General features: G+C 70.1%; 13 protein-coding genes. 9 read left to right on the top strand and 4 right to left on the bottom strand.

The window, feature by feature from the left end; all coding sequences use genetic code 11:
* A partial coding sequence (locus VEA62_RS13900; protein WP_324822863.1) for a DUF4170 domain-containing protein occupies window positions 1–197 on the bottom strand: 197 nt, incomplete at its 3' end.
* Window positions 198–427: 230 nt separating this feature from the next.
* Between VEA62_RS13900 and VEA62_RS13895 the strand changes: the two genes are divergently transcribed.
* Together VEA62_RS13895 and VEA62_RS13890 are read left to right on the top strand one after the other, a co-directional pair.
* Window positions 428–1,630: a pyridoxal phosphate-dependent aminotransferase gene (locus VEA62_RS13895; RefSeq protein WP_324822861.1), complete on the top strand. Its 1,203-nt coding sequence runs from the start codon at window positions 428–430 to the stop codon at window positions 1,628–1,630.
* A gap of 101 nt (window positions 1,631–1,731) precedes the next feature.
* Window positions 1,732–2,940, top strand: coding sequence for a hypothetical protein (locus VEA62_RS13890; RefSeq protein ID WP_324822859.1), 1,209 nt, complete (start codon window positions 1,732–1,734; stop codon window positions 2,938–2,940).
* Here the strand turns inward: VEA62_RS13890 and VEA62_RS13885 are convergent.
* Window positions 2,937–3,953 (bottom strand): polyprenyl synthetase family protein, encoded by a 1,017-nt coding sequence (locus VEA62_RS13885; protein WP_414641908.1) that lies wholly within the window; start codon window positions 3,951–3,953, stop codon window positions 2,937–2,939. The two genes, VEA62_RS13890 and VEA62_RS13885, sit on opposite strands and share 4 nt — an antisense overlap.
* A 114-nt stretch (window positions 3,954–4,067) precedes the next feature.
* On the opposite strand from VEA62_RS13885, the gene VEA62_RS13880 reads away from it, so the two are divergent.
* The 4 genes from VEA62_RS13880 to VEA62_RS13865 all read left to right on the top strand — a co-directional run bounded on the left by VEA62_RS13880 (window position 4,068) and on the right by VEA62_RS13865 (window position 7,222).
* Window positions 4,068–4,826 (top strand): tRNA1(Val) (adenine(37)-N6)-methyltransferase, encoded by a 759-nt coding sequence (locus VEA62_RS13880; RefSeq protein ID WP_324822857.1) that lies wholly within the window; start codon window positions 4,068–4,070, stop codon window positions 4,824–4,826.
* A 57-nt stretch (window positions 4,827–4,883) separates the two neighbouring features.
* Window positions 4,884–6,152 carry an amidohydrolase family protein gene (locus VEA62_RS13875; protein WP_324822855.1) on the top strand — a complete coding sequence of 423 codons (1,269 nt, stop codon included), beginning with the start codon at window positions 4,884–4,886 and terminating at the stop codon, window positions 6,150–6,152.
* Window positions 6,153–6,161: 9 nt separating this feature from the next.
* A complete protein-coding gene (locus tag VEA62_RS13870; RefSeq protein WP_324822853.1) occupies window positions 6,162–6,773 on the top strand; it encodes a TIGR02466 family protein in 612 nt (203 codons plus the stop codon).
* Window positions 6,774–6,871: 98 nt separating this feature from the next.
* A complete protein-coding gene (locus VEA62_RS13865) occupies window positions 6,872–7,222 on the top strand; it encodes a hypothetical protein (RefSeq protein WP_324822851.1) in 351 nt (116 codons plus the stop codon).
* Between the two features lie 9 nt (window positions 7,223–7,231).
* On the opposite strand, the gene VEA62_RS13860 is transcribed toward VEA62_RS13865, so the two are convergent.
* Entirely contained in the window at window positions 7,232–7,507 is a 276-nt protein-coding gene (locus VEA62_RS13860; RefSeq protein ID WP_324822850.1) for a metal-sensitive transcriptional regulator, read from the bottom strand.
* Window positions 7,508–7,601: 94 nt separating this feature from the next.
* Here VEA62_RS13860 and VEA62_RS13855 point away from each other — a divergent pair, with 94 nt between their 5' ends.
* Window positions 7,602–9,941 carry a heavy metal translocating P-type ATPase gene (locus VEA62_RS13855; protein WP_324822848.1) on the top strand — a complete coding sequence of 780 codons (2,340 nt, stop codon included), beginning with the start codon at window positions 7,602–7,604 and terminating at the stop codon, window positions 9,939–9,941.
* On the opposite strand, the gene VEA62_RS13850 is transcribed toward VEA62_RS13855, so the two are convergent.
* On the bottom strand, window positions 9,916–10,530 hold the full coding sequence (locus VEA62_RS13850; protein WP_324822845.1) for a TetR/AcrR family transcriptional regulator: 615 nt from the start codon (window positions 10,528–10,530) through the stop codon (window positions 9,916–9,918). The two genes, VEA62_RS13855 and VEA62_RS13850, sit on opposite strands and share 26 nt — an antisense overlap.
* A gap of 110 nt (window positions 10,531–10,640) precedes the next feature.
* Between VEA62_RS13850 and VEA62_RS13845 the strand changes: the two genes are divergently transcribed.
* Together VEA62_RS13845 and ettA are read left to right on the top strand one after the other, a co-directional pair.
* Window positions 10,641–11,390 carry a 3-oxoacyl-ACP reductase family protein gene (locus tag VEA62_RS13845; RefSeq protein WP_324822843.1) on the top strand — a complete coding sequence of 250 codons (750 nt, stop codon included), beginning with the start codon at window positions 10,641–10,643 and terminating at the stop codon, window positions 11,388–11,390.
* A 161-nt stretch (window positions 11,391–11,551) separates the two neighbouring features.
* The coding region (ettA, locus tag VEA62_RS13840) for an energy-dependent translational throttle protein EttA (RefSeq protein WP_324822841.1) at window positions 11,552–13,137 on the top strand (1,586 nt) is incomplete at its 3' end.

Genomic DNA, 13,137 nt, shown 5'->3' with positions numbered 1-13,137 from the left:
TGCAGGTGCACGATGAAATAGCGCATGTGGGCGTCGTCGATGGTGGCGCCGGTGGCGCCGCGCCACGCCTTCTTGGCCTCGTCGTAGTTCGGGAAGATGCCGACGATGTGGAGCTTCTTGGGATCGACGAACTGCTGGCTGTCGGGGCGCACGAGTTCGCCGCCGAAGACGAGGTGGAGCAACTGCTTGTCGGGCATGGCTGACGCGTCCTTATTGTTTTGTGAGGTCCGCTGATTCGCACCCTCTTAGCCGTGCTTCCCCCCGCCTTCAAGAGCCAATGATCGCGGGCGCGGACAATCTGCCGGCCCCGCCCCCGGAACGGTGCCCCGCCGGGCCGCGCGCCCTTGCATCGATCCAGGGTCGGTCGTAATGTCGCGAGCCGTTTTTCCCGGCCGCACCTTCCACCATCGATCCTTAGGGGCAGACCATGTCGATCCTCGCCTCCCGCCTGTCGCGCATCAAGCCCTCGCCGACCATCGCCGTGACCAACAAAGCCCGCGAGCTGAAGGCGGCCGGCCGCGACGTGATCGGGCTCGGCGCCGGCGAGCCGGACTTCGACACGCCGGACAACATCAAGGAAGCCGCCATCGCCGCGATCCGGCGCGGCGAGACCAAATACACCGACGTCGACGGCATCCCCGAGCTGAAGGCGGCGGTGGCGGCCAAGTTCAAGCGCGAGAACGGCCTGTCCTACGGGACCGACCAGATCCACGTGGCGCCGGGCGGCAAGACGGTGATCTACAACGCCTTCGTGGCGACGCTTTCGCCGGGCGACGAGGTGATCGTGCCTGCGCCCTACTGGGTCTCGTATCCCGACATGGTGCTGCTGGCGGGGGGAGAGCCGGTGACGGTGGTCGGGCACGAGGCCGACGGCTTCAAGCTGCGCCCCGAGGCCCTGGAGGCCGCGATCACCCCGCGCACGAAATGGCTGATCATCAACTCGCCATCGAACCCGACCGGAGCCGCCTATACCGGCGCGGAGCTGGAGGCGCTGGCCGCCGTGCTGCGCCGCCACCCGCAGGTCTGGGTGCTGACCGACGACATGTACGAGCACCTGATCTACGGCGATTTCGACTACCGCACGATCGCCCAGGTCGCGCCGGATCTGTACGACCGCACGCTGACGGTGAACGGCGTGTCCAAGGCCTACGCCATGACCGGCTGGCGCATCGGCTACGGCGGCGGGCCGAAGCCGCTGATCGACCTGATGCGCAAGGTGGCGGGGCAGACCACCACGAATCCGTCGGCGATCAGCCAGTGGGCGGCGGTCGAGGCGCTGAACGGGCCGCAGGACTTCATCGCCGAGCGGGCGAAGCATTTCGAGGCGCGGCGGGACCTGGTGGTGTCGATGCTGAATCAGGCGACGGGCATCCGTTGCGCCACGCCCGAGGGGGCCTTCTACGTCTATCCCTCGATCGAGGGGCTGATCGGCAAGAAGACCCGGGGCGGAACGACGATCGACGGCGACGACACCTTCGCGACGGAGCTGCTGGACGCCGAGGGCGTGGCGGTGGTGCAGGGTTCGGCCTTCGGGCTCAGCCCTTATTTCCGCATCAGCTACGCGACGTCGGAGGATGTGCTGGAAGAGGCCTGCCGCCGGATCCAGCGGTTCTGCGCCAGCCTGATTTGATCCTGGTCAAACCCGCGGTGTGCGGATTGGCCTAGCCATGGAGCCGGAACGCGGCGCATCCTGCGAAACGTGTTCCGATGAAGCTGTCTGGAATCCGCTCCATGCTCCGCCTCACCTGCAGCAGCGCCCTCGCGGCCGTCCTTCTCCTCTCCGCCGGCCAGGCTCCCGCCCAGGGCCAGCGAACCACCGGCCCCGTCGCGACCTATTGGGTCACCGTCCGGACGAGCTCCGGCCTGCCGACGGGCGGCGCCGGGTTCAACCCGATGGCGATGATGTCGGGCGGCGGCGTGCAGAAGTCCCTCTCCCTGCAGCTGCAGAGCGAGCGAACGGCCGCCTCGCCCGACGCCGGGCATCAGCCGCCGCAGGGCCTGGGCACCGGCATTCTCCCGCTGGTCACGCCGAGGGACCATCCCGCTCCGCCGCCCTCCGACTTCACGCCGCCATCGCGGGGCGACGGCGGGCGGGTGCGGATGCTCATCTATCACGGCTGTGGCGAATCCACGGGTTCCGGCCAGCCGCTGGTGATCGAGATTTCTACCGACGATCCCGCCCGGGGGGCCAGCCAGATGGCCGCCCTGATGGAAGCGGTGCGGGTGTCGCCGGAGACGCCTCCCTCGCCGGGGGCGGGCCGGACCTATGGCGAATGGCCGAACGAGCGCTCAAGCCAGGCCATTCCCGCGAACGGCTCACTGGTCGGCGACCATCTGGTCCGCGGCAACTACACGCCGGACATCGCCTTCCGGCTGGGCGCGGACCAGGACTTCATGGATCCCGTGCAGCTGACCGGCGTCGCCGATGGCGGACCGCTGGGCTGGCACGCTGTCGGCGGAGCCCGGGGCTATTTCGCCATGACGATGGGGAGCAACGAGGCCGGGGACATGGTGGTTTGGACCTCCAGCGAGGTCCCGGTCTCGTTCGGCCAGATCCCGGACATACTGTCGCCCGCCGATGTGGAGCGCCTGATCCGCCAGGGGGTGGTGCTGCCGGCCTCGACCACGCGTTGCCCGATCCCGGGCGCCGTGCAGACGGCGGCGCCCGAGTCGATGCTGCGGGTGATCGCCTTCGGCGGCGAGGCCAATTTCAGCTATCCGCCGCGGCCGAACAGTGCCCGCGAGACCTGGAACATCGAGCATGTGGTCAAGGTCCGCTACACCTCCGGCGTAACGACCATGCTGGGCATGGACATGAGCGACCTCGCCGATGAAGACGGCCGGTCCCGGGAACGTGAAACGCCCGACTCGCGTCAACGGTCTCCCGATCCCGCCGATGCCCTCCGCAGCGTTCTCGGCGGCCTTATCCGCCGGCGCTAGGACGCCCGGCTGACGGCGAAGTCGGCCAGCAGCTCCAGCGCGTCGCGCCATTCACCCGCCGGGAGCGGCTTCAGCGCCTCCTGGGCGGCGGCGGCGTAGTCCCAGGCGGTGTCGAGGGTGGCGCCGATGGCGCCCGTGCCGACGATCAGCTCGCGGGCGCGGCGGAAGTCGTCGTCGGTGCGTTCGCCCCTGTTGATGGTGCGCTCCCAGAAGGCGTCCTCGCGGCCGCGCGTGCGGGCGGCGGCGAGCAGCAGGGGCATGGTCACCTTGCCCTCGTGGAAGTCGTCGCCGGCGTTCTTGCCCAGCACCTCCGACGTGCCGCCGTAGTCGAGGGCGTCGTCGGCCAGCTGGAAGGCCAGGCCGAGATTGAGGCCGTAGGCGCGCAGGGTCTGAACCGCCGCCTCGTCGGCGCCCGCCCCGACCGCGCCGGCCTCGGCGGCGGCGGCGAACAGTTCGGCGGTCTTGGCCGAGATGATGCGCAGATAGGTGTCCTGGTCGAGGTTGAGGTCGTGGGCGCGGGTCAGTTGCAGCACCTCGCCCTCGGAGATCACGCTGGAAGCGGTGGCGAGGATGCCCAGGGCGCGCATCTGGCCGGTCTCGACCATCAGCTCGAAGGCGCGGGCGAACAGGAAGTCGCCGACGAGGACGCTGGACGGCGCGCCCCAGATCAGGTGGGCGGCGGTCTTGCCGCGCCGCAGGTTGGAGCCGTCGACCACGTCGTCGTGCAGCAGGGTGGCGGTGTGGATGAACTCGACGGCCGCGGCCAGCTTGCGCGAGGCGTCGATGTCGTCGGCCGCGCCGGACGCGCGCGCGGCGGCCACCGTCAGCAGGGGACGCAGGCGTTTGCCGCCCGCCGAGACGAGATGCTCGGCCAGCAGCGGAATGACGGGCACCTGCGACTGCATACGCTCGACGATCAGGGCGTCGACGGCCGACATGTCGCGCTTGGCCAGCCGCACGAGCGGCTCAACGTCTCCCTTGGAGCGGGACTGGGCGACGGTGACAGCGTCCAATGGAGAACTCATGGGCACGGCGCGGGGGGAGGATCACGCCTGAAAATCCAACCGCCGCTTGCAGGGCGGCGACGCGGCGCACAATGGTGACCGGGCCATGAAGGGTCAAGCCGCGTGACCGTCGCATCGTTCGTTCCGCAAGGCGGAGACATTGTCGAGAACGCCCTGCTGGGCGGCCGCGTCCGGCTGCGCCAGCCGGCGAAGGGCTATCGCGCCGGCATGGACGCGGCCCTGCTGGCGGCGGCGGCGGGCGCGCAGGCCGGCGAGCGGATCATCGAGGCGGGCTGCGGAGCCGGGGCGGTGCTGATGCAGGTCGCCGCCCGGACGCCGGGCGTGAGCCTGACCGGCGTCGAGCGCGATCCGGCCATGGCGGCGCTGGCGCGGGAGAACGCAGCGCTGAACGCGGCGGATGCGACGATTCTGGAGGGCGATGTGGCGGCGGGCTTCCGGGCCTTGGGGCTGGAGCCGTTCGACCGGGCGATCAGCAACCCGCCCTTCTTCGACGATCCGGGCGCCCTGCGAGCCCCCTCCCTCGGCAAGCACGGGGCGTGGATGGCCGATGACGGCCTGGCGGCGTGGGCCCGGTTCCTGCTCAAGGCGGTGCGCGAGGGCGGGCGGATCGTGGTCATCCACCGGGCCGATCGCCTGGCCGACCTGCTGTCCCTGCTGGGCGAGACGGCGGGGTCGTTCTCGGTGCGACCGGTGCACCCCTACGCCGACGAGCCGGCCAAGCGTGTGCTGGTGCAGGCGATCAAGACCGGCAAGGCGCCGCTGCGGCTGCTGCCGCCGCTGGTGCTGCACGACCGGTCGGGCGGCAAGCATACGGCGGAGGCCGAGGCGATCCTGCGGGGCGAGGCGGCGCTGGACTGGTGACGGCTTGCCGGGCAGCGCGGCCCGCGCTTGAGTGCGAGATCGAACGAGGGCGGCGCGATGCGTATCTTTGTATTTCTTCTGAGCCTGGCCCTGGCGGCGCCGGCCGCAGCCCAGGAGACGGTGCTGCTGCGTCCCGCGCGGGTGTTCGACGGGGTCGAGGCGCGGCCGCACGAGGGCTGGTCAGTGCTGGTGCGGGGGCGGACCATCGAAGCCGTCGGGCCCGGCCTGGCCGCGCCGGAGGGGGCGACCGTGGTCGACCTGCCCGGCCTGACGCTGATGCCGGGCATGATCGAGGGGCATTCGCACCTGTTCCTGCACCCCTACAATGAGACGAGTTGGGACGATCAGGTTCTGCACGAGCCGCTGGCGCTGCGCACCGTGCGGGCCACGGTGGCGGCGCGCGACACCCTGATGGCCGGCTTCACCACCGTGCGCGATCTCGGCACCGAGGGCGCGGGCTACGCCGACGTGGGGCTGAAGCGGGCGATCGACCAGGGGGTCATCCCGGGCCCCCGCATCCTGGCCTCGACCCGCGCCATCGTGGCGACCGGGGCCTACGGTCCGAAGGGATTCGAGCCGGGCGTGGCGATTCCGCTGGGCGCCGAGGAGGCCGACGGGCCGGACCTGCTGCGCGTGGTGCGCAGCCAGATCGGCGCCGGCGCGGACGTGGTCAAACTGTATGCCGACTACCGATGGGGGCCCGGAGAACCGAGTAGAGCGACCTTCACCCAGCGGGAGATCGAGGACGCCGTGGCCGCCGCCCATGCGGCCGGGCGCGAGGTGGCGGTGCACGCGAGCACGGCCGAGGGCATGCGACGGGCGATCCTGGCCGGGGCGGACACCATCGAACACGGCGACGCCGGCACGCCGGAGATCTTCCGCCTGATGCACGAGCGCGGCGTCGCCTTCTGTCCCACCCTGGCGGCGACTGACGCGATCAACCGCTACCGCGGCTGGAATGGCGAGGAACCCGCGCCCGAGGCCGTGCTGGCCAAGCGCCGTGCCTTCGCCGAGGCGCTGGAGGCCGGGGTGAGCATGTGCATGGGCGGCGACGTCGGCGTCTTCCCGCACGGCGACAATGTCCGGGAGATGGAGTTGATGGTCGCCGGCGGCATGTCCGTGATCGACGTGGTCCGGGCGGCGACGTCCGGCAATGCCCGCATCTTCGCAATCGACGACCGGTTGGGCGCGGTGCGTCCCGGCCTGCTCGCCGATCTGGTGGCGGTCGAGGGCGATCCGACGCGGGACATCGCCGCGGTCCGGGCGGTCCGGCTGGTGATGAAGGACGGCGTGATCGTGCGCGACGACGACGCGGCGGCGCGATAGAGAAGCGCCATGTCCCTGCGCCCGCTGTTCGTCACCCAGGTCTATGAAGCCTCCCTGGCCTCCGCCCCAGGCTTCCCCGCCTTCAATGCGGCGCTGGCCGACGCCTGCCGCATTCTGGCGGTCGAGGACCAGGCCGGACGGAGGTGGTGCCGCGAACATGGCTACCGGGGCTACACCTCCTACGGCTCCCTGACCGACCTGCCGCACCGCCTGCCCGAGTTCGCCGAGCTGAAACGCCATCTGGACCGGCACGCCGCCGTCTATGCGAAGGCGCTGAACTTCAGCCTCGCCCGCAAGCCTCGGCTCGACAGCCTGTGGGTCAACATTCTCAAGCCCGGCGGCGGCCACACCGGCCACATCCACCCCCACGCCTTCCTGTCGGGCACGGTCTATGTCGAGGTCCCCGACGGCGCCTCGGCGCTGAAACTGGAGGATCCCCGCCTGCCGATGATGATGGCTCGCCCGGCGGTGCACGCGGACGCGCCCGAGGCCGAGCGGCCCTTCGTTTATCTCGCGCCGCAGGCGGGCACGGTCCTGATGTGGGAGAGCTGGCTGCGGCACGAGGTGCCGGCCAACGCCGCCAGGAGCGAGCGGATTTCGGTCAGCTTCAACTACGCCTGACCATCGACGTTAATACTCCCGGTTAAGCTGGCGCCAAGGATGACCGGCCTATGGTGGGACGCGCCCCGCCCGGGCCGACCTCGTGCGACGGACCCGTCATGCTCCTGCCCCGCGCCACCGGCGTGATCCTTCTGCTGTACAGCGGCTTCCACATGACGCTGGGGCTCTGGGTGCCGCAGTTTCCGTGGCTGCTGACCGGAATCCTGCTGATCGTCGGAGCCGTGGCCCTGCTGGCCTGCCGGCCATGGTCGCGGATCGTGGTCTATGCGGCTGCCCTGGCGGCGGCCTGCGTGGGGCTGATAGGCCAGGTCGACGCCGCCGGGACGGCCCACACCGACGTCTCTCTGGCGGTTGTGATCTGGAGCCTGTGGACCTCGCTCTGGCTGGCCGTCGCCTATGTCGGCGGACGTTATCTGCCGGACGCCGGCTCCACGCCTGGCCGCCTGTAACCGGCCGCCTCAGCGGTCGGCCCGCTCCAGCAGCTGGATGATCTCGGCGGCCTTGCGACGCTGCGCCTCCGCATCGCCGGAGACGATGGCGTCCTCGATGCAGTGATTGAGGTGGCCCTTCAGCATCTCGCTCTCGAAGCGGCCGAGAGCGGCGCGGATGGCGCGCACCTGGGTGAGCACGTCGATGCAGTAGCGGCCTTCATCGACCATGCGCGAGACGCCCCTCACCTGCCCCTCGATGCGGTTCAGGCGGTTCAGCAGTCTGGGTTTGTCGTGGTGGTCCATGACAGGCTCCATTTGCACGGAGTATACCCGCCGGGGGTAATTTGCACAATACCCGGAGAGGGTATATTTGGGAGGTCCAGACCGGAGTACCGCCATGTCGCACGATCACGCCTGCTGTTCCGGCCACGCCCCTGCCCCGGGCGGCGGCGCCACGATCGATCCGGTCTGCGGCATGACCGTCGACCCGGTGACGACGGGCCACCACGCGACGCATGACGGCCGGCCGTTTCACTTCTGCTCCCCGGGCTGCCGTACCAAATTCATCGCCGATCCGGAGCGCTACCTGAATCCGGCCGCGCGCGATCCGGAGCCGGTCGCGCCCGGCGCGATCTACACCTGTCCGATGCACCCCGAGGTGCGGCAGGTCGGTCCCGGCGCCTGCCCCAAATGCGGCATGGCCCTGGAGCCCGAGGACGCCACCGCCGACGTCGGCCCGAACCCGGAGATCGTGGACTTCACACGCCGCTTCTGGATCGCGGCGGCCCTGACCGCGCCGCTGTTCGTGATCGAGATGGGCGCGCACCTGTCCGGCCTCGCCCTGCCGGTCCCGCACGGCTGGACCGGCTGGATCCAGTTCATCCTGGCGACGCCGGTCGTGCTGTGGGCGGGCTGGCCGTTCATCGAGCGCGGCTGGGCCTCCGTGCAGACATGGAACCTCAACATGTTCACCCTGATCGGCCTCGGCACGCTGGTCGCCTGGGGCTTCAGCACAGTGGCGGTGATCGCGCCAGGCCTGATCCCGGCCGACTTCCGCAACGCACACGGCGAGCCGCCGCTGTATTTCGAAGCGGCGGCGGTGATCGTCACCCTGGTTCTGGTTGGCCAGCTGCTGGAGCTTCGCGCCCGCGAGCGCACCTCGGGCGCGATCCGCGCCCTGCTTGACCTGGCGCCGAAGCAGGCGCTGCGGGTGCGCGACGATGGGTCCGACGAGGAGATTCCGGTCGAACACATCGGTGTCGGCGACCGGCTGAGAGTGCGGCCCGGAGAAAAGATCCCGGTCGACGGCGTCCTGGTCGAGGGCGGGGCGGCGGTGGACGAGGCGCTGGTCACCGGCGAGTCGATGCCGGTAACGAAGGGCGCCGGCGATCCCGTGGTGGCGGGGAGCCTGAACACCACCGGCTCGTTCGTCATGCGCGCCGAAAAGGTCGGGGCCGACACCCTGCTGGCCCAGATCGTCCAGCTGGTGGCCAAGGCCCAACGCAGCCGGGCCCCGATCCAGCGGCTCGCCGACAGGGTGGCGGCGTGGTTCGTGCCGGCGGTGGCGCTGGTCGCGGCGGTCGCCTTCGCGGCGTGGAGCGCCTTCGGCCCGGAGCCCCGGCTGGCCTATGCGCTGGTCGCGGCGGTCAGCGTACTGATCATCGCCTGTCCCTGTGCGCTGGGACTGGCGACGCCCATCTCGATCATGGTCGGAGTGGGGCGCGGGGCGCTGGCCGGCGTGCTGATCCGCGACGCCGAGGCGCTGGAGCGGTTCGGCAAGGTGGACGTCGTGGTTGTCGACAAGACCGGCACCCTGACCGAGGGTCGTCCCGCGCTGACCGCCATCCGGACGGCGAACGGATTCGGGGACGACGACCTGCTTCGCATCGCCGCCGGACTGGAGCGCTCCAGCGAGCATCCGCTGGCCCGGGCCCTGGTCCGCGCCGCCGAGGCGCGCGGGCTGCCACTGGCCTCGGCGACGGAGTTCGACAGCCCGGTGGGGCGCGGCGTCACCGGGGTGATCGAGGGCCGGTGCGTCCTGATCGGCTCCGCGCGGCATCTGCGGGACAATGCCGTCGAGGCTGCGCCCCTGGCCGGTCCGGCCGATGAGCTCCGCCGGGGTGGCGCCACGGTGGTGTTCATCGCGGTCGACGGCGTGCTCGCCGGCGCCTTCGCCATCGCCGATCCGGTCAAGCCCACCACGCGCGCCGCCATCGACGCCCTGCACGCCCAGGGCATGACGCTCGTGATGCTGACCGGCGACAACGCCGTCACCGCCCGCGCCGTGGCCGACCGGCTGGGCATCGATACTGTGGAAGCTGAGGTCTCGCCGGGCGACAAGGCCGCCGTGGTCGAGCGGCTGCGGGCTGCGGGCCGGGTCGTGGCGATGGCCGGCGACGGCGTCAACGACGCCCCGGCCCTGGCCGCCGCCGATGTCGGCGTGGCCATGGGGGCCGGGGCGGACGTGGCCATCGAGAGCGCCGGGGTGACCCTGCTGTCCGGCGACCTCAATGACCTTGTCCGGGCCAGGGCCTTGTCGAAGGCCACCGTCCGGAATATCCGCCAGAATCTGTGGTTCGCCTTCGGTTACAACGCCCTGGGCGTGCCGCTGGCGGCGGGGGTGCTTTACCCGGTGTTCGGCCTGGTGCTGTCGCCGATGATCGCCGCCCTGGCCATGTCGCTATCCTCGGTGAGCGTGGTCACCAACGCGCTCAGGCTGAAGAACGTACGCCTCTAGCGAGCGCGTCCCAGGCCAGCATGGCCGCCTCGGCTGTCGCGCGCAGTTCGCCGGGCGGGGCGCCGTCGCGGGCGCGGAAGGTCATCCCCTGATGCACCGTCGAATAGAAGGCGGCGATCGCAGCGGGATCGGCCGAGGGTCCAATCTCGCCCGCCGCCTGCGCGCGGCGCAGGCGCTGTTCAAGCTGGTCAAGGCTCCGCCGGCGCAGATCGACCAGATCTGCGCAGACATCCTTCGGCAGGCTCTCCGGATAGGCGCCGGACAGGACCACGAGGCAGCCCGAGGGCCGGTCCCCGCTCGCTGCGGACTCTGCGACGGCCAGCAACAGCCCCTCGATGGCTTCGCGCACCGGCGTCGGCCCGTCGATACAGGCCCAGGCCGTCCCGCCCTGGGTCTGCTGGTAGAGCGCGACCGCCTCGCGGAACAGCTGCTCCTTGCTTCCGAAAGCTGCATAGAGGCTGGGCGCGTTGATGCCCATGGCCGCGGTCAGCTCGGCCATGGACGCGTCTGAATAGCCCTTGGACCAGAACACCTCCATGGCCCGGGCGAGCGCCTGCTCACGATCGAAACTGCGGGGTCGGCCAGCCATTCGCGCCTTACGGACGTCCTTTCCGAAGGATCGATACATAACCCCTTGACGCCGGGGAGCAAGCTACGCATCTGCCGTTCTGTAGCGCTCGTTACAGAATGGATCCCAGCATGACCTCTTCCCTTCCCCTCTCCGGCAAACGCGCCCTGGTCACCGGCGGCAGCCGCGGCATAGGCGCCGCCATCGCCCGGCACCTCGCCGCCGACGGCGCCGATGTCGCCATCACCTATCAGAACTCCGCCGGGGCTGCGGCCGCCCTGGCCGAGGAGATCCGGTCCACGGGACGCACCGCCGTCGCGATCAAGGCCGACGCCGGCTCGGTCGAGGGCGCCACCGCCGCCGTCGAGGGCGCGGTCTCCGCTCTCGGCGGGGTCGACATCCTCGTCAACAACGCGGGCATCGCCTGGCAGGGAGACTTCGCCGATCAGCCGCTGGAAGACATCGACGCCCTGTTAAACGTCAATGTGCGCGGCGTCTTTCTGACCACCCAGGCTGCGCTGCGCCACATGCCCAACGGCGGCCGCATCATCACCATCGGCAGCAACGTCGGACAACAGGTGCCCTTCGGCGGGATCACCGTCTACGCGGCGAGCAAGTCGGCGCTGGAGTCGTTCACGCGCGGCCTGGCCCGCGAACTCGGCTCGCGTGAGATCACCGTCAATCTGGTGCGTCCGGGACCGACAGACACCGACATGAACCCCGCCGACGGTCCGTTCGCGCCCCTCGTCCTCCCGGGCCTCGCAGTGCCGCGCTATGGACGGCCGGAGGAGGTGGCGGCCGCAGTGGCCTTCCTCGCCGGCCCCGGCGCGGCCTATGTCACAGGCTCGGGCCTGCTCGTTGACGGCGGCCATAACGCCTGAGTCTCGCGGACCGGCGGCGGGGAGCCGCCGGTCCTTCGGCCTTGCGCGCCGCCATCAAACCGCCCTGCCCGATCGCTAGTCATTTGCCCTGACGGCGCGCGGTCGCTACACCCCGCGCCAACCTCCCCATCACCCCCGGACGACAGGGCGCGACGCACCTCATGGCGCAGCAATATATTTTCCAGATGCAGGGTCTCACCAAGACCTTTCCCGGCGGCAAGAAGATCTTCGAGAACATCTGGCTGAGCTTCTACAACGACGCCAAGATCGGCGTCGTCGGCGTCAACGGCTCGGGTAAATCGACCCTGCTGAAGATCATGGCCGGGCTGGACAACGAGTTCACCGGCGAGGCGCGCGCGGCCGACGGCGTCAAGCGCGGTTATCTGGAGCAGGAGCCGCAGCTCGATCCGGCCCTGAACGTGCGCGAGAACGTCGAGGCCTGGTGCGAGGAGAAGCAGTGGGTCACCCGCTTCAACGCCATCGCCATGGAGATGGCCGAGAACTATTCCGACGAGCTGATGGAGGAGATGACCGCCCTCCAGGAGAAGATCGACGCCGGCGACGTCTGGGACATCGACAGCCGCATCGAAATGGCCATGGACGCCCTGCGCTGTCCGCCCGACGACTGGGAGGTCACCAATCTGTCCGGCGGTGAGAAGCGCCGGGTGGCCCTGGCCCGGCTGCTGCTGAGCAAGCCCGACATGCTGCTGCTCGACGAACCGACCAACCACCTCGACGCCGAGTCGGTGGCCTGGCTGCAGCACCACCTCGAGAACTTCCCCGGATGCGTCATCCTGGTGACCCACGACCGCTACTTCCTCGACCTCGTCACCAAGTGGACGCTGGAGCTGGACCGCGGCAAGGGCCACCCGCACGAGGGCAACTACTCCAGCTGGCTGGAGGCCAAGACCAAACGCGTGGTGCAGGAGCAGTCGGAGTCCGAGGCCCGCCAGCGGGCCCTGACCCGCGAACTGGAATGGGTGCGCTCGGGCGCCAAGGCCCGCCAGGCCAAGTCCAAGGCCCGTCTGGCCGCCTATGAGCGGATGGTCGACGAGCAGGAAAGCATGCGCGCGGCCCAGACCCACGCCGTCATCCAGATCCCGCCCGGCCCGCGCCTCGGCAATGTCGTGCTGGAGGTCGAGGGGCTGGAGAAGTCCTACGGCGACAAGCTGCTGTTCAAGGACCTGAGCTTCAAACTGCCGCCCAACGGCATCGTCGGCGTCATCGGCCCCAACGGCGCCGGCAAGTCGACCCTGTTCCGCCTGATCACCGGCCAGGAACAGCCGGACGCCGGCACGCTGCGCGTCGGCGAGACGGTCAAGCTGGCCTATGTCGACCAGAGCCGGGACGACCTGAAGCCGGAGGAGACCATCTGGCAGGCCATTTCGGGCGGCACCGATGTGATGATGGTCGGGAAGCGCGAGATCAACACACGCGCCTATGTCGGCAGCTTCAACTTCAAGGGCGGCGACCAGCAGAAGAAGGTCGGGCAGCTCTCCGGCGGTGAGCGCAACCGCGTCCACCTGGCCAAGACCCTGGCCACCGGAGGCAATCTGATCCTGCTCGACGAACCGACCAACGACCTCGACATCGAGACCCTGCAGAACCTCGAGGAGGCGCTGGAAGGCTTCGCCGGCTGCGCCGTGGTCATCTCCCACGACCGCTGGTTCCTCGACCGCCTGGCGACTCACATCCTCGCCTTCGAGGGCGACAGCCACGTGGAATGGTTCGAGGGCAACTTCGAGGC

The organism is Brevundimonas sp. (assembly GCF_035627475.1).
In the GTDB taxonomy this organism is placed as follows: Bacteria; Pseudomonadota; Alphaproteobacteria; order Caulobacterales; family Caulobacteraceae; genus Brevundimonas.
The sequence above is the reverse complement of the archived record's forward strand: the minus strand, read 5'-3'. Positions and strand labels throughout refer to the sequence as shown.

Coding starts and splice junctions, on each gene's coding strand:
- VEA62_RS13850 (WP_324822845.1), bottom strand. CDS start 10,530: ATGGCTGGCCGACCCCGCAGTTTCGATCGTGAGCAGGCGCTCGCCCGG.
- VEA62_RS13860 (WP_324822850.1), bottom strand. CDS start 7,507: ATGGACCACCACGACAAACCCAGACTGCTGAACCGCCTGAACCGCATC.
- VEA62_RS13870 (WP_324822853.1), top strand. CDS start 6,162: ATGTCCCTGCGCCCGCTGTTCGTCACCCAGGTCTATGAAGCCTCCCTG.
- VEA62_RS13865 (WP_324822851.1), top strand. CDS start 6,872: ATGCTCCTGCCCCGCGCCACCGGCGTGATCCTTCTGCTGTACAGCGGC.
- VEA62_RS13845 (WP_324822843.1), top strand. CDS start 10,641: ATGACCTCTTCCCTTCCCCTCTCCGGCAAACGCGCCCTGGTCACCGGC.
- VEA62_RS13855 (WP_324822848.1), top strand. CDS start 7,602: ATGTCGCACGATCACGCCTGCTGTTCCGGCCACGCCCCTGCCCCGGGC.
- VEA62_RS13890 (WP_324822859.1), top strand. CDS start 1,732: ATGCTCCGCCTCACCTGCAGCAGCGCCCTCGCGGCCGTCCTTCTCCTC.
- VEA62_RS13875 (WP_324822855.1), top strand. CDS start 4,884: ATGCGTATCTTTGTATTTCTTCTGAGCCTGGCCCTGGCGGCGCCGGCC.
- VEA62_RS13895 (WP_324822861.1), top strand. CDS start 428: ATGTCGATCCTCGCCTCCCGCCTGTCGCGCATCAAGCCCTCGCCGACC.